Source organism: Paenibacillus gansuensis, assembly GCF_042684925.1.
Lineage (GTDB): Bacteria > Bacillota > Bacilli > Paenibacillales > DY6 > Paenibacillus_N > Paenibacillus_N gansuensis.
The window spans coordinates 225,214-247,256 of record NZ_JBHUME010000009.1 but is presented as its reverse complement, the minus strand read 5'-3'; the positions used below and the strand labels follow the sequence as shown (position 1 = coordinate 247,256).

Genomic DNA, 22,043 nt, shown 5'->3' with positions numbered 1-22,043 from the left:
GATGTGGAACTAAAACAAAAGCACTGATCCTCTGGATCAGTGCTTTTTTGTACTATTCATGTTCTATTACGAATGAGCTGGCCGCGTATTTCTCCATTTGGATTTTGTATAGTGTGCACATTGACATAGGCGTTGCCACTTTCAATTTCACGAACTAGATCACGGATCGTCATTCCGCTAAGAGGGCCGACTAAATCATTACGAGTCAAGGTCCCCCGGATAACTCCTCGTCTTACGGAAATGCCAAATTTCGATGGCCCGAAAAGGAAGGCGACTATAGGGCCGTTCTCACCTCTTCGTCCAAGATGAATATGGGCTTGAGTTACTCGGGTAATATTTTGGATGACTAGCCTAAATAACAGCCTATTACCACTTCTGTTTAGCTGAATAACAGCATTTCCTGTAGCAATTGTCCTTACAGGAGGTACTTCGTTTCTTCCTCTTAGGAAAGCCTTGAACGTTTTGATATCCATCACCCCTCATTTGTTGATGCTGTAGTTTATTCCGTGTGGGAGGGAGGGGTTTGTTCACTTGTCTTGTGATGGATGGATTTTTCTGTGAAACATCGAAACCGTACAAACGGGTTAAGCTCAAAAAGCACCGATCCAAATGAACCGGTGCTTAGCTTCGAAACCGGGATCAATACAAAAACGTATCCCAACGTGTACGGTTCATAGGACTGGAAGGAGCACGCAGCAGATGCTCGAAATACCCGTAAGTACGGTTCAGCTCGGAAGGTTGGAGCTTTCCTGAGTAGAGGCTGCCCGCGACAAAGCACCCGGGAGGGTGCTTTTGTAAATATATCTCTATCTTCGAGCCGCCAAATAAGGCACCAACCCGCGCGCAATGACCTGATGCCCGCGGTCGTTTGGATGGATAGGGTAGGAGCCGCTCAGAGCATATTCGATTTTGCCGGTCCGGTAGCCGTAAATCAAGTCGGCCTGCTTTCCTTCAAACCATGCATGAGAGGGCGCGACAGCTGCACCGAATTGATGGGAAACCTCGTGGACTACCCCGTTGAGGCGGGCTATCGATTCCGCTGCGACGGGACTGTTGGGAAAAGGATTATACTGGGTGCAGCAGACGATCCGGGCACGGCTTTCTTTGCGGATGTGAGTCAAAATGGCGCCCAGATTGCGCTTGTAGCTGTTTATTGCACCGGCTGCAGCCTGTGACTGCTTGCTTCTAGCCAGGGTAAGGGCGGCGTTGACCAGGTCTATGCCTCCAATCCATACGGTGACTACCGAGGAGCGGCCGAGGACAGGAGACCCTTTCCAAATGACTGCATCCAACAGGTCGTAGCTGCTCCAACCCCGCCGGGCCAGCACCAGACCGTGAGCCTTTCGCGATTCCGAATTCAACATAGATACAGCTGCTTGTGGATAAGCCTTTTTCCAGGCAGAAGCATTTTCGCCAAACGTAATCGAATCTCCGAGTGCCGTGTAGATCATCAGCATATCACCAACCCTTACATTGTCATTCTGCCTGGAGGCCGTATAAGGTATTGTATTACGGTAAGGTACAGGTTGTGTGGACTCCGGCGGGCATGGGAGTTACATGAAATCTGAACAGGATCTAGCCAAGGGGGTTATTTCTAGGGAAAACGGGATATTCATGATATAATGAAGAAGTTCCGATCGAATAGGAACCAGAAGGGTTGCCATACATGCAAAGGTTTAATGACTGGAACCTGAAAGTAAAGAAAACATTCAATGCGACAAGCAATGAAATTGTATTGACCGTCACAGAAGCGGGCCTATCGCTGGGCTTGACTAAAGACCGCATGAAAGAATATGTTGATAAGCACAAGCTGACCAAAGTGCCGATTACGAGAAGCGTTCATCGGTATTTGCTGCTAAAAAGCGAAATCGATCTTATTGTAGAGGGCAGCTAAGTTGTGTCGGGTAGAAGCACGGGTCGCTGGCGATCGGTGCTTTTTTGGCATGCGCACAACAGAAAATGTCCTCCGTTGAAAAAGGGCTTTCCGCCGTGATATTGGAGGAAAGCCCTTTTTGCTTAAATGGTGGATTTCGTTTTTCTTAAACCAATTACATAGATGACTAAAAACGCAACCAAAAGGATCGCGGACCAGCGATACATGACAGCAAATCCGGTCGCGTTGGCGACTAGACCTAGTAAGAATGCACCGATCGTAATGCCGACATCGACTCCCATTAAAAACATGCTGTTCGCGGCGCCTCGTTTTTCCGGAGCTGCCCTTTGAAGCGTCCATGCCATAACGGTAGGCTGTATAGCTCCAAAAGAAATCCCGTATAATACGGCAGCTATAATCATGCCTGCGACTCCGGTCGAGAAAGACAACACCAAGATCGAAGCGATCCCTATAACAATAGCTGGTATCAGAATCGAAGAATGCCCTTTCGTATCGAACAGTTTCCCTGTGATGGGCCGGACCAAGATGGCAGCGATATTGTTTAACAAGAAGAACCAACCGATATTGCTTATATTCAGCTCTTGACCGAACAGGCTGATAAAGGACAAAATTCCGCCATAGCTGATGGAGAATAATAACATTAATAATGCTGGAAAAAGAGACGAACGTTCGAACAATGCAGATCCGATGGTTGTTTTTTGACCGGTGCTGCGCGATCCCCGCTTATAGGTGATCCATTGCGTCAGTATCAGGGATGAGAGAACCACTATCATGGCAGTAATAAAAAGTGTATATGAGCCATATTCCAGAATCAGCCACTGGCCTGTAACTGGACCTAATGACAGACTGATTAATGTAAAAACGATATAAGTTCCTATCCCTCGTCCTTGAAGTTCGGCTGGGATTAAATCGGCGACAATCGTACCGAACGTAACTGTCATAATCCCCCAACCGATCCCAAGCAGTACGCTGACCAACATGATCCAGTTGAGATTAACCGATACGGTGTAGCCGAATGCTGCAAGAGCAAAAAGCGCTGACCCAAAAATGACGATGAGCCGCCTGCTCATCACGGCAAGGGCATACCCGGCAAAAGGCCGTATCAGAACTGCTATTATGGTAATAACCCCCGTAATAACACCAACGTAAATATTACCAATACCGCTTTGGGTAAGGTGTATCGGCATGGCCAGTAAGATCATTTGAAATCCTAAATAAAAAAGCATCGCGCCTAAACATGTTAACAAATAGTCTTTGGACCAATATCCTCTTTGGCCTTCTTGTTTCGTTTTCACATGTGTTCCCCCTTGAGTGTGATCCCTAATGCAAAGCAGGTTTACTTCCTATCAATCCTTTTGTAATAATTATAGATATTCTAATTGTAGGACATATTTATCCTAACATTAGGGTATCTAAATGTCAACACTCTTGGCGTGGGAGCCGATGCTAAGCCATGATGACCGCTAGATTTCGTGAATAACCCATCACCCGGTCTCACGTGACCAAGTGGATGGTTTCACCGGACCCGGAATGTTTCTCGCGATAGTGTCGACCGGGAGGCTTAGTGTTAGCAGCTTGCTGAGCTGCAACTGGCCAAATGAGAAAGACCCTCCGCCGTTCGGCGGAAGGCCCTTATGGTTGTCATGCGTTACCGTTTGATGATAAACTCATCCATCAAGATCCGCTCTGTCTGCGGCATAGTCAGGCCTAGATGCCAGGCTCCGATTCCGTACAGTCCGAACTCTTTGACCAGATGAAATTTGGCCATCAGGCTGCGAGGGTCTTCGAACCATACTTCATGCTGGGAGCCGTCTTTGTCAACATAGCGGAAGGAAGGTGCGGCCGCCTGTTCGTCGTACCGGATCTGGCTCCGGTAGCCCGTATACAGATCAACGGCGCGCTGAGCCGAATAGGCTTTGCCTTGGCGGCTGCTTCCTGACAGATCCCAATCGTAGGCGTACTGCGGGATGCCCAGCATAATCTTGGACTTGGGCGCTACAGTAAGCGCATAGCGGATCGTTGCCCTTACCCGGTTAATTGGGGCGATAGGGCCCGACGGGCCGCCCGGCCAGTGCCAGTCGTACGTCATCAGGAACAATTTGTCCACGGATTTCCCCAGCGACTTGTAATCATAGGCAGCGGAGTGTGAAGGGACCTTATCTCCTTCTTTCGGAGGGACTGCGATCAGCACCTGCATTCCTGCCGGATGCACCCTAGCTCCAAGTTCTTTCATAAACAAATTCAGCCAGTGGCGGTCCTTAGGCCATACCTGTTCAAAGTCAATGACAACACCCTTATAATTCTTGGCATGCAGCAGCGAATAGATGTTGTTGATAAACGCTTTTCGCCGCGCAGTATTAGCCATCAGATGGTGGGCCAAAGCAGGGTCAAATCCTTTGGAACTGATATTCGTTACCGTTGCATACGGAGGAATGCCCTTTTTCCATGCTTCCGTAATGGCTTTGTTTTCTGTTGCCAGGGGAGTCAGGCTGCCGTCGTAATTTGCAGGATATTCAAACACGAAAGCAGCTGACAATGTTTTGCGGTAGTTGCCTAAGATCCACTCGTTAAAGTACTGGTCTTTCGGCACGAAATATGCGCCGTTCCAAATCATCGTTTTCGGAGGATGCGGAATGTACAGCTTTTGGCCCTTTCTAATGGCGGAGCTTGGCAGGCGGTTCGCCTTCTTCAAGGAGGCCTCCGTGATCGCATGCCGCTTGGCAATTTCCCATAAGCTTTCGCCGTTTTGCACAATATAGGTGGTTCCAGGCAGCAAAAGTGCTTGTCCGAGGACGAGGCCGCTGTTTTTCGCTAATCCGTTCAGCTTGGCGAGCGTTTGCGATTTGACTCCATACTGCTTGGAAATGCTGCTCAAGCTGTCGCCGGACTGCACCTCATGAATCACTTGGGCGTGCGCGGCCAGAGGGAAACAGAGCATAAAGACGGCGAAACCGAGAGAGAGTAACCCTTTTTTCAACAATTTTATTCCTCCTATGTATCCAGTAACTATTGAACGAGGTTATTTTGTACAAGGGGTTGTAGCGTTATTCAAAAATCTTCCTCTGCAGTTTCAAATCCATTATTTGAGGACCTGCTAACTAACATGAAAAAGAGCCTCTGCACAAGTTGCAGGGGCTCTAGTTCAGGAGCTGGCTGGTAATATTATTGACATACACATTAGACTGTAATTCACTCAACTGCAGAGACGTAAAAGCCTGTCCGCCAGCTCCCGGGTTCCGCACTCGGCAAACACCTCTACTGTTATCTTGCGGCCATTATTGGTTTCGATCTGCCGGATGTCCTTCTTGTCAATGCCCATCCACTCGGGAGAGTGCCATGTTTTGCGGCAAACGAGAAAGCGGCCGTTTACTTTAAGGACCTTCCAACGCATGACGAGGCTCCTTTCAGCTTATAGTAACGGTTAGGTTTTGAGACAAGGTTATCATAAAATAGAAAGAAAAGACTCTAGCATAGTCATATAACGGAGGTGACCATGAAATGCCTGCTGCAAATCAATCGGACATTGAATCGCTAACGCTCGGCATGGGCTGCTTCTGGGGCCCGGAGGCGCTGTTTGGGCATTTACCGGGAGTGATCCGCACCCGAACCGGCTATGCCGGCGGGACTACACCTGATCCGACATACCGGGAGATGGGGGACCATTCGGAAACGGTTGAAGTTCAATTTGATCCTGCACAAATCACGCTTGCCGCCTTGCTAGATGTGTTCTGGACAAACCATAACCCGGCTAATATTAACGGCTACAAAGGGCGGCAGTACTGGTCGATCCTGCTGTTCCGGGATTCCGCTCAGCAAGAGGCTATCCGGCAGGCAGCAGCTGAACGCGCACAGATTGGAGGTTTAGGGCGGGCCCGGGAGGAAGAAACGGAGATCGCACCGTTTCATGGCTTCTACCCTGCAGAGGAGCGGCACCAAAAATATTACTTGAAACGTTACCCCGACGCGATCGCCAAATTGAGCAGCCTATACCCGAATTTGGATGACCTGCACAACTCTACGCTGGCCGCACGCTTGAACGGGTTAGCCAAAGGATATACGAACCGGGCACGAATTGAGCAGGAAATCGCACACTGGCAGGCAGATTCCTCCAGTAAGGAAAAGATGCTGCATACCATCAGGCAAATCCGATGGTAGACTACAGCGCCGCCTACTCTGTATGATTTCGTATATAAACTCGACTAAAGTCGTATATTCTGCAAATCTATACGAAATATCGAATACAAATGCTCATGAAAAATCTAATACATTGTCCCATTGTTACGATTATTCGAAAAAATCAAACAGATTCACGCCGGGACCCATAGCCCACAAAAAACAAAAAAGGCTGTCCGCCAAGGTACGATCTACCTTATGGACAGCCTTTATACTTTACTCTCAAGGAAACTTCTTCACGCCCAGCACGTGGTCGATCGGTATAAACCCGATGGCGCGGCTATCCAGGCTGTTATTGCGGTTGTCCCCCATGACGAAGACATGCCCTTCCGGTACCACCCATTTCTGATAAGACACGGCCATCATCGGCTCTTTAATATAAGCTTCTTTCAAAAGCTCGCCATTGCGGTACATTTGCTGTTCCTTCAGTTCCAGTACGTCGCCCGGCTTGCCGATCAATCTTTTGACATAAAAAATATCTTCTTCCTTCCGCCCCGTCAACAACGCGATTAAAGGATGCTCCGCAATGCGGTCCTCCCACGTTCTGCCGCGGTCTACCCGGCTGTCGATCACTACGATATCGCCATAGGCCGGAAGATAGGAGAGGGTGTTGGATATTTTGGAAACGTAGATCCGTTCTTTATCATGCAAAGTCGGGTCCATCGAATGCCCGGAAACTTTAAACGGTTGAAACACAAAGATGCCGATAATCAGCACCAACACGAAAGCCAAGCCGATCGAACCGATCCAACTTCGAATTTCTTGCCACAGCTTCATCTGCCTATGACCTCCTTCATCTACCTTCTTATTTTAGCATGTCTGGCGCCCGCAGAAAACTTATGCAGGATTTGTAAAAAATCCGTCGAATAATAGGAGTCACGAACTATAGTGTAAGGAGATTTGTCCTACAATGAAGATGCATACGAAAATTTTGATCTATGTAGGGCTGACTACGGTTGTTATATTATCGATTCTGTACCTCCTCTCTGAGCGGATGATTTTGAACAATTACAAAAAGATGGAGGGCGACTACTCTAAAGAAGGCATGAGACGGGTGATGCTTTCTTTTTTTGACGAATATAACAATCTCGGGGCCTTAACCATGAATTACTCCGCCCGCGATGAAACATACCGGATGCTTACGCAGCCCAAAATCCCTTCGGCAGTTACGGCATACGCCAACCGGACCTATCCGGATACCTTCCTTGACTCGATGCGGCTGAACGCGGTCCTTGTATTTGACCAGAAAAGTGAGGTGTACTGGGCCAAGGCGTTTGACTTTGCGAGGAATGAGAGACTTGCTTACCCGGCGGATTTAATCCGGGCGCTGACTGCCTATAATTCGTTTTATATAAAGCACAGGGACCCGGATGCCCACAGGCTCGGTATTGTCGTTGCAAAAGGATACCCTTATATCGTTTCTTCTTACCCCATCGTAACAAGCTACAAAGAAGGGCCGGTTCGGGGGACGCTTGTTTTTGCCAGAAGGGTGGATAACGAGTTCGTCAGGTGGCTGTCAGAGAAATCGGACATGACGCTGGAATACAGCACGCTTGGGGATTCTTTCCGGCTTCCGGGCGGCGCTTCCATGCTCCTGCTTGGCCAAAGCTGGCTGCGGTACTGGTCTGCGGCGGACACCGCTACCATTACTTCTTACGGCATGGTCGGGGACATTAACGAGAAGCCTGCGCTCCTGTTAAGCTTCGCACAGCCCAGAGATTTTTCGATACAGGCACAGGAGAATCTGCGCTTTTATCTTGCCTTCTTTGCGGTATCGGGACTCTCCTTCTTTCTGCTTGTCAGCTTTGTGTTGAAACGGATCGTGTTCCGCAGGCTGAATGAAGCAATCGAGGGCATGAGGTATATCGACCGGCAAAAAGAGTTCCATCTCCGCATGAAAGTAACCGGAAACGACGAAGTGACCCAGCTGGAGAGCACCTTTAACAGTATGATGACCTCACTGGATTTATCGCAGCAGGCGATTTCTTACCAGGCTAATCATGATGTGATGACCGGGCTGGCGAACCGCAAATCCTTCTTTGGGGCACTGGAGAAGCATATTGCGGAATGTCCTGAAGGATCGCGGTTTGCCGTCCTGTTTATCGATCTGGATCATTTCAAAATCGTGAACGATACGATGGGACATGATGCGGGGGACCGGCTGCTGAAAGAAGCGGCCAAACGGATCAAAGCCTGCGCAGGGGAAGAGCGGTTTGTGTGCAGGCTGGGAGGCGATGAATTCTGCATTATTTCCGAGTTTTACACGGAAGAGGGCGGAGTCGAGGAGCTGGCCGGGGAGATACAGAAGCAGTTGAACCAGCCGTTCCGCCTGCAGGGACAGAACGTCTCGGTTTCAGCGAGCATCGGGATCAGCTGCTATCCGGATCACGGCACCGATACGGAAAGCCTGCTGCATCGCTCGGATGCAGCCATGCTGGGCACGAAGGAAGCGGGGAAAGCCGGTCACCGCTGGTACAGCGAAGAGGTAGAGTCGCGGCGTACGAGGCGCTTGCTGCTGGAATCCGCCTTGAGGACAGCGCGTAAAAATGACGAGCTGCAGCTGCATTATCAGCCGAAATGGAATTTGGAATCCGACCGGATGACCGGGGTGGAGGCGCTGCTTCGATGGAATAATCCGGAGCTGGGCTCAGTGTCACCGGCTGAATTTATTCCGATCGCCGAATCCACGGGGCTCATTAATGAGCTGGGGGAGTGGATCATGCGGACAGCTTGCCGCCATTACCGTTCCTGGCAGGAGCAAATGCAGCTGCAGCAGGAGGGATGGGACGGAGTATCCGGGAAAGAGCAGGAGTTTCCGCTGACGGTTGCGGTGAACACTTCCGGCGTGCAGCTGCTGCAGCCGAACTTTGTCGAGCGGACGATGCAGATTTTCCGGGAGGAGGGCGTCGACCCGTCCGGGTTCGAGTTCGAAGTTACGGAAAGCTTCGCGATTACGAATTTCAACGATGTCATCGACATTTTGACGGAGTTGCAGCAGTGCGGATTTACAGTTTCCATCGATGATTTCGGTGAAGGATACTCTTCCATGAAATATCTGTGCCAGCTGCCGATCCATCTGGTGAAAATCGACAAGTCCTTGATCGATCCTTTGACGGATAACAAGCGAAGCCGCGTGATTGTATCCGCGATCATGGACATGGCGCACCGCTTAGGAGTGACGGTGGTGGCGGAAGGTGTGGAGACGCAGGAACAGCGGAGGCTGCTGGAAAAGTACGATTGCGACATGATCCAGGGGTACCTGGTGAGCAGGCCGATGCCGGCGGAGGAATTCGCACGCAGTCTGGTTGGAGGAGCGAGGGTGTAAGGAAATCGGAAGGGCACTGACAAGGAGGTCAGTGTCCTTCTTTGCGCTGGAGGCCCATGACATACTCTTCGGGCGTTTGGCCGATGACGGTGCGGAAATCTTTTATGAAATGAGACTGGTCATAATATCCGAGCTCTGCTGACAGACCGGCCCAATCGGCGGTAAGGGCGGCTTCCAGGCGTTCGGCTGCATTTTGGAGACGATAGAGCTGAATGACCCATTTGGGGCTGACCCCGACATATTGTTCAAAAAGCCGCTGCAGCGTTCTTTTGTTCATTGACAGGGTTTCACAGAGTTCGTCAACTTTGGTGAGGCTTCGGTCGTGCTTGATCTGCTCTATGATGCTGTGGATGCGCTCTATCATTCCGTCAGGACCCGGCATGCTGTTGATGAGGATCCGCTCCATCTCGGTGACCATGTGCTCTTCAGAAGTCTGGTGTAAAATGAGCGCCTCCAGTTGATCGGAGTTAATATTCAGCGCTTGATGGATCGGCAGAGGGCTGCCGTTCCAGCCGCTAACCGGTTGACGATAGAACGGATAGAAGCCGCCTGGACGGAATTTGACGCCGAATACACATCCTTTTCCGCTTAGACGGGAAGAAAATTTCTCCTTGGCCGGCCCGTAAATCGCAGTCCGGTTCCGTTCGACGACCAGGTTGACGCAAGGGTTGGGCACCACGTGCTGATCATAGGGAGGAAGCCCCTTCAAGTCCCAGCTGACCGTCCAGTAATGAAGAACGAAGGGCTTGAGCGTTTCGGCAGGGGAGTAGCGCATCAGCCTGAAATTTTGCTCTCCGCCTTGAAGATTTAGAATCCCCATGCTGGGAATGCCGGTTCGTTGGACCATTATATTCACTCCTTGGACAAATTCTGTCGCGTTTTTACAATACGGCTATGACAAAATGGGATATACTTCTAGTACGACCATAACAAACGTAATCAGAGAGTTCAATAGCGAATGGAGGAGGCGGGATGGATTTGAAGTACGAATTTTATATCAACGGAACGCGGGAGCAGGTGTGGGATGCGCTCGTGTCGCCGGAAGGGACCAAAGCGCTGTTATTTGGAAGCGTGCTGGAGTCGACGTTTGAGGTTGGCGCGCCCTTTGCCTATGTCGGATCGGGGAACGACGGGGACCGGACGGTTCACGTGTACGGTACAGTGCTCGAGTATGAGCCTAATGTGAAATTCAGCGTGATTGAACATCCGGGGCCGTCCTATCAAGAGCGGCATGAAGAGCTGGAATCCAGGATGACATTCACTCTTGAGACGGTGGGGAGCACGACCAAGCTGACTTTGGTCAACGACCAGTGGACGGAGAATCATCCGTCCCGGGAGCGTACGGAGAGCAGCTGGTGGATGATTATGAGCAACTTGAAGACGTATGTGGAGACTGGAAAGACAATGGATTTTGGATGGTAAAACCCGCACGAAAGGCAGCTGAGTCCCCTGGGATTCGGCTGCTTTTCATTTGGATCTCCGTTGCCGGCGTACCCGCTATAGTTACCTATGGAGCGTAAAAACTACCCACCATCCTGCTAGAGCAACCCATGGAGCGTAAAAACTACCCACCATCCTGCTAGAGTTACCTATGGAGTATAAAAACTACCCACCATCCCCCGCGAGTTACCCATGGAGCGTAAAAACTACCTACCATGCCGCCCGAGTTACCCATGGAGCGTAAAAACTACCCGCCATGCCGCCAGAGCAGCCGAGCAAGCGTAAAACTTGCCGCCCAACCTGCAGCAACGCGGAAGCAAATCGCCCGCAGCGGGTGAAATTAGATCGAATACCCGCGATAAATGAGACGGGAGGCGCATATATTTTCCCTTTTTATGGTAAAAATAGGTATACAATGTGCGCGGTTTGTCCCTGTCGGCTGTGGAAATCTACCATATGATAAAGTATCTCGAAAGAGATGAGTTGGAAACTGATAGGAACCCCGGTTCCTATGAACCATAAGGAGGAGGAGCGTATGTGCGCAGCAACCGACCCCTCGGTGGAGAAAACTTACAATCTGGAGTTGACCCGGTGGGGGATCTCCAATAACGGCACGCGGCCGGTAGAGACAACCAAAGGGATCAACAACGCATTGGTATGGGCAAATCAAAACGGCTACGACGTCTTCAAAGTACCGGCGGGAACGTACCTGATCGACAAAGACAGCCGGATTTATATGGTAAGCGACATGACGTTCTGGCTGGATGACCGCGCTGTCATTCAGAAGCAGACAAACGGGTATCAGCGTTATGAGACGTTGTATATCGACAAAATGAAACGAGGCATCACCCTCAAAGGCGGCACCTACAAAGGAGACCGGTACACGCACGATTACTCCAGCGGAGGTACGCATGAAAGCGGCTATGGGATTCTGGTAGAAGGCGGCTATAACATTATCATCGACGGCGTAAAAGCGATAGAGTTTACCGGGGACGGGCTGTGCCTTGGTACGAATGACGAGAACTTTATCAAGGACGTCACCCAAAGCGACGTGGAGTCCGGCGCCATCGACAACAATGGAAACCTGACACCCAGCACCTCCAAAATCCGCCTGAATAAAAACCTGCCCCTCACTAACAGTGTATTCAAGATCGTTCCGTTCTTCCAGCTGTCGTATCCCAAGGGCCCGGCCAAAACGTCCCTGTATGATGTATACTTTTATAAAGCCGACGGCACCTTCTTATCCAGCAAAAAGGGAATTACCTACTCGACCCAGGACGTATATATCCCGGCAGGGGCGGCCTCGTTCCGCGCGGTGTTCGACACGGCATCTACAGCTAACTTCTATGTGCGCTACGATGTAAAAGTGCGGACTACCAACGCGGTGGTCAAAAACTCCGATTTCGGCTTCAACCGCCGTCAGGGCATCACGGTAGGCGGCGTAGAGAAAGTGCTGATCACGGGCAACAAGCTGCACGACAGCAAAGGAGCTAAACCGGAATCCGGGATCGACCTGGAAGGCGGCTTGTTCCTCAACAATAACGTGATCATCCGCGGTAATGAGTTTTATAACAATGCAGCGTACGACCTGATTCTTTTTGACGGAAAAAACGCTACCATAGAGTACAACACCTTCCGTTCCAAAGCGGGCGGATTGACAACCAGCACCGACTTCTACAACGCGGTCGTTCAGCGGAATACGTTTGACGGGGCATTCGCGTTGCTGCTCCACGATATTCTGTTTGCCAACAACACCATCAAAAACACCTTTGTCCGCCACTACGGACCGAATATTACCGCAACAGGCAACTTATATGAAAATGGAACACTTGATCTGGAAGCTAAAGTGCCGTTCAGCATGAATATTTACAATGAAACTTTGAAAAACACCGGGACTACTCATTACTCCATCGTAGTAAAAGGGGCTCCCCAGTATCTGAAAGACATTACGGTAGACGGCCCGAACCTGCTTCGCGCCATGACAGGACCGGGCAGCAGCGAGTCCGTGTATGAGAACCTGAAGCTGCTCAATTACAATGCCAGCGAGCTTCCGGCCGGCAGCTACCTGGACTGCCAGTTTGTTTCTGCATCCGGTGCAGCTCCGCAGGCCAATGCTGCCGGGAAGTATTTGTTCGACCGCTGTTCCTTCACAGGCAAAAACGCAAGTCTCCTGTTCAACAACACAGCCGGGGAATACACGGTGCGGAACAGTAAGTTTACAACTACGGGGAACAGCGAAACAATCTCCATGGAAGCTGCCAAATCCGTTAGTATTCTCAATAATACGTTCGCTTCCCAGAATCTGACCTCAACCGATACTGCCGTAATCAATGTAAAGCAGTACTGGGCAACGCCGGCACCATTTGATGTGCTTCAAGCGGAGATGACAGGCAATACGATCAGGACCAACATTGCAGCCAAGGGCATTCAAACCACGTACGCAGGTACCGGCGCCCCCGGCTATACAGTACAGAAGAACGCTTTGTATAACGCTAAACTGAATTTGCGGCCGGTGGACGTCAGTTCCAACAATGTACTGAAGTAGGAACAGCTTCTTTTTACCAAAAGACAGCCCGCGCATCTGCGCGGGCTGTCTCTTGGATGCGGAGATCATTTACATATAATTTTAGCCTAGCGGATAAATTATCTAGGTATCATTTTTATGGGAGGTGAGCAGCATGCAGTGGTGGTGGACAGTTGTATCGGCGTTTAGCGCTTATCTTTACTTGCATGTACTTTGCCGGCTCCTTGGCCGCAAAGTCCTATCACAATTCAATTTCTTTGATTTCGCATCGGCCATTACGATTGGCGCCCTGACATCCCAAATAGCGATTCCATCAAAGGACTGGAAACAGGCGGCCCTTGCGGTCGGCATTTTCACAGTCCTTACCTTATTGCTGGATTACCTCATTCAGAAGTCACCCGGCCTCCGCAGCTTAGTAAATTCTAAGCCCAAAATGGTCATATACAAAGGGCAGATCGATTCCCAGCAGCTGCGCAAAGCAAGGTTGAACCTTGATGAACTGCTGACCATTTTGCGCCAAAAGAATGTATTTCACCCTGGCGATGTTTACTGTGCCATACTTGAGACCGATGGACAGCTGTCCGTCCTGCCTAAATCCGACAAGATGCCGATCACTCCGAGCGATCTGAATCGTAAGCCCCCGGAGAAGGGAATGATGAATGATGTGATCAAGGACGGTAACATCATTACCAAGAACCTCCGCCATGCCGGGTATGATGATAAGTGGCTTCAACAGAAGCTCCGTGAGCAGGGAGTACAAAGCATCGGGGAAGTGTTCTATGCAGGAGTTGACGGCCAAGGCGCATTGTACGTTTCGAAACGAGATAAGGCCGGCATTGAGAGCGGGAATATTTATCTTCAATAAAAATGAGGGAAGGAACAGCCAACAAATCATGATTGGTTGTTCCTAATCCATAGTTCAGTTGAATGCGGTCCGCCGCCATGGTGTACTGTACCGGTTCGTTGGTTCCGATGCAATGCCAGTCGCTGAATCTCGTGAGATCAAAAGGGCTAGTTAAAGACAGTTCACGCAATCATTGCCGTTGTAAAATACGGGCATAAGTAATAAAGAGGGTAGCCCTTCGGATCCCTTCGGCTGCCCTCTTTTCTTAATTTATACACATAGTTACACACATATTAAGGATGTCTTCTGTCAGATACTTGTTCATTATCGGAATTTCCGGCTGACAGTCATTAGCCATACCGTTATTGCAGCCATCCCGATTGATACTACGCAAACAGCAATGAAATGGATCAGGCTGTTCGTGATAAACAGCTGTTCGAGCTTCGTTACTTCCGCGGCTCCGCGAACAAGCACGATGGCTAGAGGATGCAAAATATAAACCCACACCCGCCACTCCCGGAATGTTTTATTTGCCTTGAGTTTCCACTGCAGGGACCATTGAAACAAGAAATAAGTGGCCGGCAACGTGAAAATATACATGCTGTCATGCCTTGGAATATCCTCCGAGTGCAGGAGTATGCCTTCTACGTACATCAATACGAGCGACACTGCAAATAAGGCTGCATTGGCGAATGGCGTTCTAACCGAAATCGGCTGTTTGGCTGCCCAGGCTCCAACGGCCAAATAAATCGGGGCGTAGAACAGCCCGTTACGGGTGTAGTCGAACACATTAAACATGCCCTCATAGATATGGACGAGTCCATTGCTATTTTGCATAATACCATAGTAGCTGTCCCCGAGAAGACCCATGATATACAATAAACCAGCCCAAGCCAATGTCGCATTCATCGATAATTTTCGATACATACTATAAATTATAAAAAAGCCAATAATTGACGCCGGCAAATACCATAGATGATAAAAGGTTCCGTCAAACACGATGTCCTTAAGCAAGGTGTAAATCGTGAAAGGATCGGAAAAATAACCTGTATAGACATTTAGCGGAATGTACACCAAGACGGCAATCGCATAAAGCTTTAAGATTTTCAACATATAGCTGCGCAGAGCGATCCGGTCCGTTAACGAATTCCCAGTCAGTTTGCGGAAAAATAAAAACCCGGCCGTCATAAAAAAGACAGGAACGGCAATGCGGCTAAGCAAATTGCTTACAAGAAAATCGGCAGTGGCGCTGTAAGATAGAAGCGGGCTCGTATGGTTGGCAACGACCATCAGGGCGGCTGCAAATTTTAGCCAATCGAGTCCGCCGTAATTCGGCCTAGACATGAGCGCGCCTGCTTTTATCCCAATATGCTGTAACGATAAAGCCGTCTCTGTTGTTTCCCGATAAGTGGGACCGGTGGCATAGTACAAGGGGGATCGTTGTATAAGCTCCCGCTTCCGCCGCCACATAGTAAATCTCAACGAATGTACGGTCATCCTCGAATAGGAGATGGCCGTTGTTGTACGTGTGGCTTTTAAGGGTGTCGATATATTCCTCCAGACACCAATCGTTCCGCTCCATAATATCTGCGTGTGGATAACCGACATAACGGAAATGCCACGGCTCGCACGAGATTTGAGTAATAGCTTCCTTTCCTTCCTTATATCGCTGAATGAAACCAAAGCTTGCGGCAAGCTGCTTGAATGCTTTATAGACTTCGGTATCCGGGAATGCCGGTGCGATAAAATCCACGTCCTTGCTCAGCTTGCCGACGTCGATGGCCAGTCCCGTCTGATGTTCGCTCCGATCAGGCAATGCGACGTAGCATGCGGTATATTCCGCACCTCTCTCGGCTAATGTAGATTGATAAATCCGCTCTTGCTCCTGTTTGGTCCGATAGCCGCTGACAGCGACAATATCGTTGATCCCGTCACTTGCCTCAAGCAGCTTTGTCAACTGACGTAAACAGTTCTGCTCCAAGAGCATGCCATCCCTCAACGTATGGATAGCCGGAATCGAGCTGAGCGGCAGTAAACTGCCGGATGATATGGACTGTTGAATGGGGTTCTCACGATTGATCAAAACCAGATGCCCCTGATAGATCTCCGAATTCGCTGCCTGAATCATCTTAAAGGTTATATGACGGCCTGATTGAGTTCCTTTGGCCAAATTTGTTTGTCCCATGCTGTACGTTCCTCCTCCATATCGAAATAGGTTCTCGCTATTCTGGCTCCAAGCGAAGTGGATACTTCCTGCGACACGCTTCCGATATGGGCGGCAAGCTCCGCAAACGTAATGCGTTGGTCACCTTGAGCACCGATTAAGGTGACCAGCGTTCCTTCCGCATGCGGGCCCGGAAGCTTGATCATCAGCTGGTCCATGCAGATTTTGCCTACAATGGGGACTCGCTGCCCTTTGATGAGCACATCGGTACCTTGCATCCGCTGCGACCAGCCATCGGCATAACCGATGGGTACCGTACCGATCCATTCGTCCTCCTCGGCACGGTAGGCATTGTCGTAGCCGAGATATTCCCCTTTAGCGAGCTTCTTCACCTGGATAAGACGGCTGTGAAGACTTAAGGCTGGTTCCAGCTTAACCGGACAAGCAAGCTTCTCCGGATAAAAGCCGTACATCGCCGCCCCGATCCGAACCATATCCATCGCCAGATGAGGAAACCTTAGCGCTGCAGTGCTTCCCGCGCAATGGTAATGCCGGATCGTCAGGCCGGACGCGCGTCCCCATTCCTTCATCTGAGCGAAGCGCGCGGCTTGCTGCTCCAGAAAGCCGGTATCAGCTTGCCCGGCCGTCGCGAAATGCGTGTAAAAACCGTCCACCTCGATATCCTCTGCCCGCAGACACATAGCGAGCTCGTCCCATTCTTCTTTCGTCCGTATGCCGATCCGTCCGAGTCCCGTATCCATCTTTACATGAATTTGAAGCTTTCCCGCAGAGGCGTAAGGCTTATAGGCACGCATCTCAGAAAACCATTTGGCGCTCGTGACGGTTAATGTCAACCTGTGCTTCAGCGCCAATTGCACCTGCTCCGGCCGAATGGGAGTCAATAGGAGAATGGGCATTTTTATCCCGGCATCGCGCAGCCGCAGCGCTTCGTCAAGATAGGCAACAGCCAAATAATCCGCCCCTGCCTGAACGGCAGCCTTGACCGACTCCAAGTCGCCATGGCCGTAGCCGTTTGCTTTCACGACGGCCATTAGCTTGACCGTATTCGGCAGCGACTTTCGAATGTTCAGCATATTCTCGCGAATGCGGCTCAAACTAATCTCAGCCCAAGTATCTCTTAGCATGACGTTCACCTCATTTATCTGGTATATCGAATCGTTTGTTTGTTCTCGTGACGGGCGATGGCGTAAGCAATCAATTTTTCAATGAGCTCTGAATAGGACGTTCCATCGGTACGTTCCCACATAACCGGATACATGCTAAAGTTCGTAAATCCGGGTAAAGCGTTGATTTCGTTCAGGTACAATTCGCCATCTTCGCCTAGGAAAAAGTCGACGCGGGCGAGTCCCTCACAGCCATGGGCTTGATAAGCCCGGATCGCCAGCTTACGGATTCGCTGAGTCAAGCCGTCCGACACCTTCGCGGGAATCGACATTGCAAGACGTTTGTCCATATATTTGGATTCGTAATCGAAGAAAGTGTGGTCATGAATGAATTCGCCGGGCAAAGAAGCTAAAGGCCTTTCATTACCGAGAACTGCTACTTGAATTTCCCTGCCGTCAACCTCGCGCTCGATGACGAGCTTCCGGTCGTAGGAGAAAGCCTCGCGGATCCCAATAAGGAGTTCCTCCTGATTTATGCATCTGCTGATGCCGATACTGGAGCCGAGGGAGGCAGGCTTTACGTAGCACGGGTACCCAATGGTGTCCTCCATTTCATGCAGAACAGCTGCCCCGTCCGTATTCCACTCCTCATAGCTGCACACCTGATACCTCGTTTGAGGAATGCCAGCCTCAGTCGTGAGATGCTTAGACATCGCCTTGTCCAAGGTAAGCGCAGACGACAGCACCCCGTTTCCGGTGTAAGGAATATTCAGCAGCTCTAGCAGGCCTTGTACGGTGCCGTCCTCTCCATTAGTGCCGTGCAATAGCGGCAGGACAACCTTTGGGCCAGGCAAAGCCATTACGCCGGATAATATTTCTCCGATCGACCGGGCCGGGTCTTGAAACGCGGACTGCGCGGTCAAACGTTCGACCGTCAGCCCTTCTTTGGAAAGATGTCCGGGCGTGCACCATAATCCTTCGCGCGTAATATACACGGGATAAACCTCAAAGCGGCTTTCATCAATGGATAGAAGGACTGTGACAGCCGTTTTCAAAGACACCTCATGTTCGACGGATTTGCCGCCGTATAGTACATACAGTTTTGTTTTCATATTTTAAAACCTCCTGGTAGAATTCTTGTCCGTTGCTCTATCTCCAAGATAACGTTCAAGGCCGTTGAGGTTCGTAAAACATCCTAAAGGAAACCTTAAGATTTTCTTATTTGTGATAACGAATGGGTGTTTGAGGAGAAAATTTCTGATACACTAAGGCACAAATGTGGTTCATTAACCTGAATAAGATGGAGAGATTTCATGAATACCATTCAAATCCTGATCGCTGATGATGACCTTGAAATTGCCCAGCTGATCAAAATCTACCTGACAAACGAAGGATACCAAGTGCTGACCGCAAGTAACGGCATCGAGGCACTGGATTTGATCGCCAAGGAATCCATCCAATTGATTATCCTCGATGTCATGATGCCGGAGATGGACGGCCTGGAGGTTGTCCGGTCAGTACGTGCCGAGCACGGAATCCCGATCCTTATGCTGAGTGCCAAAGCCGAGGACATGGACAAGATCATGGGGCTTACGACAGGCGCGGATGATTATATGGTCAAGCCGTTCAACGCTCTCGAGCTGATCGCCAGGGTGAAGTCGCTGCTCCGCAGGTCGATTTATTTGAATGCCCAGATTCAAGCGGTACAGGATCAAGACGTCATTGAGATCCATGGCTTAAAGATAAGCAAGAAATCACATACCGTTATGGTGGAGGAGCAAAGTATCAATTTGACGTCGACGGAATTCGATATCTTGTATTTGCTGATGAGCCATCCGGGGCGCGTATTTAGTGCAGAGGCGATTTTCGAAAAGGTATGGAAGGACAGGTTCCTGGAGTCGAACAATACTGTCATGGTTCATATAAGCAAGCTTCGTGACAAATTGGAAAGCGAGCTGGGCGGCGCCAAGCTGATTCAGACCGTATGGGGAGTAGGGTATAAAATTGATCCATAAACCGTGGAAGAGCCTTCGTTTCAAAATGCTGTATATATTCGGCTTAAGCACGGCCGCATCCATACTAACTGTCGGCTTGCTATATCTGCTTGCGATTGTTGTGTACAGCACCAATTATTTTTACCTGCCCCCTCTATTAAGAGATTTACTTAATAAGTTCGGCCTTGGAGTTGCGTTTATTTCAGCCTGCATTTTACTTTTTTTCTTCTTTTTTTTCGTATTCAGCCGTTCGACTATTCACTATTTAATGCGAATCTCGCAAGGAATCGAGCAGATCGCCGGCGGGGATTTGGATTCCCGTTTACCGATCCGAGGGGATGACGAGCTAGGGGTATTGGCAGAAAATATTAATAAGATGACTGTCCAGCTAAAGTTGTCAATCGAGGAGGAACGGCGTGCCGAGCGGACGAAAGCCGAGCTCGTTACGAACGTTTCCCATGATTTGCGCACACCTTTAACGTCTATTGTCGGGTATTTAGGATTGATCGAAGAGGACCGTTACCGGGATGAAGTGGAGCTGAGGCATTACGTTCAAATTGCTCATGAGAAATCGATACGCTTGAAAACGATGATTGACGATTTATTCGAATATACGAGGATGAGCGGAGGCATGGGTCTTCGGCTGTCCCCAATCAATCTCGCCGAGATGCTGGGGCAATTGGTAGCACAATTTCGGCTGCAGTTCGAGCAGGCGGAGATGGAATGTCACTTGGCTGTCCCTAATCATCCAATCTTCGTCGATGCAGATGGAGACAAGCTTGTCCGGGTGTTTGAAAACTTAATCGTCAACGCTATTCAGTACGGGAAAGAAGGCAGGCAGATCGATGTCTCGGCTTGGAGCGACAACGGGCAAGCCGTCGTCGAGATCGCAAATTACGGGGAGCCTTTGCCGGCATCGGTGATTCCGTTGTTGTTTGAACGGTTTTATCGCGGCGAGCAATCCCGTTCACGGAATACGGGCGGTTCGGGACTTGGCCTTGCGATCGCCAAGAACATTGTGGAGCTGCACCATGGCGTGATTTACGCGGCAAGCGCGGAAGGAAAAACCTCATTTTTGGTGAGACTGCCGATTGGCGGCAAAGATACATTTAACATCAAGCAAAAGTCAGGTAAACAGCGGGAGGAGGGCTAGACTTGCTGATAGAGCTTTCAGGCCCGGATAAATCGTTAGTTTATGAATACTTATAAAACTACGGACGTAAGGTGGGAATGAGAGTGACACTTCGGATTTATGTCCCTCGTCAACATAACAAAAAGGCCGGCCTCTAACGAGACCCGGCCTTTTATCCTTGGCGGAGCGTAAACACAGTCAGCTCCGGCAGGCACCAGAAGCGGATCGGATGCGTGGAGACGCCGATTCCGCGATTGACGTAAAGCTTGAGCCTGCCTTGCCCAAGCTCGAACAATCCGTCGATGTACTTGCGCGCATACTCCGGCGTAAACACCGCTCCGTAGAACGGCACCCGCACCTGACCGCCGTGGCTGTGTCCCGAAAGCTGCAGATCCACAGGAAAGCGGAGCGCTTCGTCCGCCAGATCGGGCTCATGCGCCAGGAGGATCGTGAACAGATCTCCTGTGGAAGCCGGCAGCGCACGCTCCAGGTCCGCGCTGCCCTTCAGCACATCGTCCACGCCCGCGATCCGCAGGCGTGAACCGTTCCGCTCTATGGTACCGGAACGGTTTATCAACATGGAAAAGCCGCCCTCCGCCATCACCTCGGCCACATGACGGCTGCCTGCAGTGTAGTCATGGTTCCCCAGCACGGCCCATTTGCCCAGAGGCGCCTTCAGGCGTGACAAAATGCGGGAACAGCCGGACGCCTCCTCGCCGATATAAGTGTCGTACATATCGCCCGTAAAGCACACCAGATCCGGGTCCAAATTCTGAATCCGGGACACCAGCTTTTCCAGGCGATCCAGCCCATAATGAAAATCCAGATGAACATCGCTGAACTGAACGATCCGCAGACCGTTGAATTCGGAGGGCAGGCGGGGAAAGGTCAGCGTCAGCTCTTTCACCTGCAGCAATCGCGGCTCCAGATAACGGGAGTAACCGAAGCCGGCGAAAGGGGAGGCCAGCAGGCTCCCTGCCAACAGGCCGCCCAGCTTGATAAATCTGCGCCGGGTCAGCTGCGGTGAGGGCTTCACTTCTGGTTCGCCCGCCATTTGTTAAATTCAAGAAACTCGCGGAACTGTTCCTTGCTGACTCCGGAGTTCATGGCCTCCCGTACGAGCTCGGCCCATTGCTGGTCCAAAGCGGTGTCGTTCCCCGTCTGGCCGGAAGCGGCATCTGCCGGATGGTTCTGCAGAATATCATCCACCGAAACATGCAGAGCCTCCGAGATCTTCTCTAGAAATTGAATGGATGGGTTAGACTGGATATCCCGTTCCATATTGCTTAAATATGATTTTGCTACACCGGCACGTTCTGCTAGTTCAGATAAGGAGAGTTTCCGTTCCTGTCGCAAGGCTCTGATGCGATGTCCTATCATTCTGATCGGTCCTTTGTAATAGAATAGAATTGCTGTACGTACATGTTAC

At 50.3% G+C, this 22,043-nt stretch carries 21 protein-coding genes; 8 read left to right on the top strand and 13 right to left on the bottom strand.

Translation table 11 applies throughout. The features are described from left to right. Positions 1-56: 56 nt before the first annotated feature. Both ACFSUF_RS16330 and ACFSUF_RS16325 read right to left on the bottom strand, forming a co-directional pair. Positions 57-473 (bottom strand): CHRD domain-containing protein, encoded by a 417-nt coding sequence (locus tag ACFSUF_RS16330; protein ID WP_377604350.1) that lies wholly within the window; start codon positions 471-473, stop codon positions 57-59. 333 nt (positions 474-806) lie between these two features. Further along, the gene (locus ACFSUF_RS16325) at positions 807-1,457 is read right to left on the bottom strand and encodes an SGNH/GDSL hydrolase family protein (RefSeq protein ID WP_377604348.1); all 651 of its coding nucleotides are present in this window, start codon (positions 1,455-1,457) and stop codon (positions 807-809) included. A 209-nt stretch (positions 1,458-1,666) separates the two neighbouring features. Here ACFSUF_RS16325 and ACFSUF_RS16320 point away from each other — a divergent pair, with 209 nt between their 5' ends. After that, positions 1,667-1,894 (top strand): DNA-binding protein, encoded by a 228-nt coding sequence (locus tag ACFSUF_RS16320; RefSeq protein ID WP_377604346.1) that lies wholly within the window; start codon positions 1,667-1,669, stop codon positions 1,892-1,894. 122 nt (positions 1,895-2,016) lie between these two features. Here ACFSUF_RS16320 and ACFSUF_RS16315 read toward each other — a convergent pair whose 3' ends face one another. The 3 genes from ACFSUF_RS16315 to ACFSUF_RS16305 form a co-directional block, all read right to left on the bottom strand. After that, entirely contained in the window at positions 2,017-3,189 is a 1,173-nt protein-coding gene (locus ACFSUF_RS16315) for an MFS transporter (protein WP_377604344.1), read from the bottom strand. A 353-nt stretch (positions 3,190-3,542) separates the two neighbouring features. Further along, the gene (locus ACFSUF_RS16310) at positions 3,543-4,871 is read right to left on the bottom strand and encodes a glycosyl hydrolase family 18 protein (RefSeq protein WP_377604342.1); all 1,329 of its coding nucleotides are present in this window, start codon (positions 4,869-4,871) and stop codon (positions 3,543-3,545) included. A 216-nt stretch (positions 4,872-5,087) separates the two neighbouring features. After that, positions 5,088-5,285 carry a hypothetical protein gene (locus ACFSUF_RS16305; protein ID WP_377604340.1) on the bottom strand — a complete coding sequence of 66 codons (198 nt, stop codon included), beginning with the start codon at positions 5,283-5,285 and terminating at the stop codon, positions 5,088-5,090. Between the two features lie 107 nt (positions 5,286-5,392). On the opposite strand from ACFSUF_RS16305, the gene msrA reads away from it, so the two are divergent. Continuing rightward, on the top strand, positions 5,393-6,049 hold the full coding sequence (gene msrA / locus ACFSUF_RS16300; RefSeq protein WP_377604338.1) for a peptide-methionine (S)-S-oxide reductase MsrA: 657 nt from the start codon (positions 5,393-5,395) through the stop codon (positions 6,047-6,049). 240 nt (positions 6,050-6,289) lie between these two features. Here msrA and lepB read toward each other — a convergent pair whose 3' ends face one another. Continuing rightward, complete coding sequence (lepB, locus tag ACFSUF_RS16295; RefSeq protein ID WP_377604336.1) at positions 6,290-6,844, bottom strand: signal peptidase I; 555 nt, start codon at positions 6,842-6,844, stop codon at positions 6,290-6,292. Between the two features lie 133 nt (positions 6,845-6,977). Here lepB and ACFSUF_RS16290 point away from each other — a divergent pair, with 133 nt between their 5' ends. Further along, positions 6,978-9,392 (top strand): bifunctional diguanylate cyclase/phosphodiesterase, encoded by a 2,415-nt coding sequence (locus tag ACFSUF_RS16290; protein ID WP_377604334.1) that lies wholly within the window; start codon positions 6,978-6,980, stop codon positions 9,390-9,392. A 28-nt stretch (positions 9,393-9,420) separates the two neighbouring features. Here ACFSUF_RS16290 and ACFSUF_RS16285 read toward each other — a convergent pair whose 3' ends face one another. Then, on the bottom strand, positions 9,421-10,239 hold the full coding sequence (locus ACFSUF_RS16285; RefSeq protein ID WP_377604332.1) for a DUF6597 domain-containing transcriptional factor: 819 nt from the start codon (positions 10,237-10,239) through the stop codon (positions 9,421-9,423). 125 nt (positions 10,240-10,364) lie between these two features. Here ACFSUF_RS16285 and ACFSUF_RS16280 point away from each other — a divergent pair, with 125 nt between their 5' ends. The 3 genes from ACFSUF_RS16280 (at position 10,365) to ACFSUF_RS16270 (ending at position 14,221) form a co-directional block, all read left to right on the top strand. After that, positions 10,365-10,814, top strand: a complete 450-nt coding sequence (locus tag ACFSUF_RS16280; RefSeq protein ID WP_377604330.1) for an SRPBCC domain-containing protein — start codon at positions 10,365-10,367, stop codon at positions 10,812-10,814. A 553-nt stretch (positions 10,815-11,367) separates the two neighbouring features. After that, the gene (locus ACFSUF_RS16275) at positions 11,368-13,377 is read left to right on the top strand and encodes a right-handed parallel beta-helix repeat-containing protein (RefSeq protein WP_377604327.1); all 2,010 of its coding nucleotides are present in this window, start codon (positions 11,368-11,370) and stop codon (positions 13,375-13,377) included. Positions 13,378-13,510: 133 nt separating this feature from the next. Continuing rightward, on the top strand, positions 13,511-14,221 hold the full coding sequence (locus ACFSUF_RS16270; RefSeq protein ID WP_377604324.1) for a DUF421 domain-containing protein: 711 nt from the start codon (positions 13,511-13,513) through the stop codon (positions 14,219-14,221). Between the two features lie 303 nt (positions 14,222-14,524). Here the strand turns inward: ACFSUF_RS16270 and ACFSUF_RS16265 are convergent, their stop codons facing one another. From ACFSUF_RS16265 to ACFSUF_RS16250, 4 genes are read right to left on the bottom strand one after another with little or no spacing between them, the layout of a single operon-like run. Continuing rightward, complete coding sequence (locus tag ACFSUF_RS16265; protein ID WP_377604322.1) at positions 14,525-15,544, bottom strand: acyltransferase; 1,020 nt, start codon at positions 15,542-15,544, stop codon at positions 14,525-14,527. Beyond that, positions 15,537-16,385 carry a D-alanyl-D-alanine carboxypeptidase family protein gene (locus ACFSUF_RS16260; RefSeq protein WP_377604319.1) on the bottom strand — a complete coding sequence of 283 codons (849 nt, stop codon included), beginning with the start codon at positions 16,383-16,385 and terminating at the stop codon, positions 15,537-15,539. Before ACFSUF_RS16260 ends, ACFSUF_RS16265 begins: the two co-directional genes overlap by 8 nt. Next, on the bottom strand, positions 16,337-17,509 hold the full coding sequence (alr, locus tag ACFSUF_RS16255; protein ID WP_377604316.1) for an alanine racemase: 1,173 nt from the start codon (positions 17,507-17,509) through the stop codon (positions 16,337-16,339). Before alr ends, ACFSUF_RS16260 begins: the two co-directional genes overlap by 49 nt. Before the next feature lie 14 nt (positions 17,510-17,523). Next, positions 17,524-18,600, bottom strand: a complete 1,077-nt coding sequence (locus ACFSUF_RS16250; RefSeq protein ID WP_377604313.1) for a D-alanine--D-alanine ligase family protein — start codon at positions 18,598-18,600, stop codon at positions 17,524-17,526. 201 nt (positions 18,601-18,801) lie between these two features. On the opposite strand from ACFSUF_RS16250, the gene ACFSUF_RS16245 reads away from it, so the two are divergent. Beyond that, positions 18,802-19,503 (top strand): response regulator transcription factor, encoded by a 702-nt coding sequence (locus ACFSUF_RS16245; RefSeq protein ID WP_377604310.1) that lies wholly within the window; start codon positions 18,802-18,804, stop codon positions 19,501-19,503. Continuing rightward, positions 19,493-20,635 (top strand): sensor histidine kinase, encoded by a 1,143-nt coding sequence (locus tag ACFSUF_RS16240; protein ID WP_377604307.1) that lies wholly within the window; start codon positions 19,493-19,495, stop codon positions 20,633-20,635. Before ACFSUF_RS16245 ends, ACFSUF_RS16240 begins: the two co-directional genes overlap by 11 nt. A 151-nt stretch (positions 20,636-20,786) precedes the next feature. On the opposite strand, the gene ACFSUF_RS16235 is transcribed toward ACFSUF_RS16240, so the two are convergent. Next, the gene (locus tag ACFSUF_RS16235; protein ID WP_377604304.1) at positions 20,787-21,650 is read right to left on the bottom strand and encodes a metallophosphoesterase; all 864 of its coding nucleotides are present in this window, start codon (positions 21,648-21,650) and stop codon (positions 20,787-20,789) included. Further along, on the bottom strand, positions 21,647-21,994 hold the full coding sequence (locus ACFSUF_RS16230; RefSeq protein WP_377604301.1) for a helix-turn-helix domain-containing protein: 348 nt from the start codon (positions 21,992-21,994) through the stop codon (positions 21,647-21,649). The genes ACFSUF_RS16235 and ACFSUF_RS16230 overlap by 4 nt, the downstream gene beginning before the upstream one ends. Between the last annotated feature and the right edge of the window lie 49 nt (positions 21,995-22,043).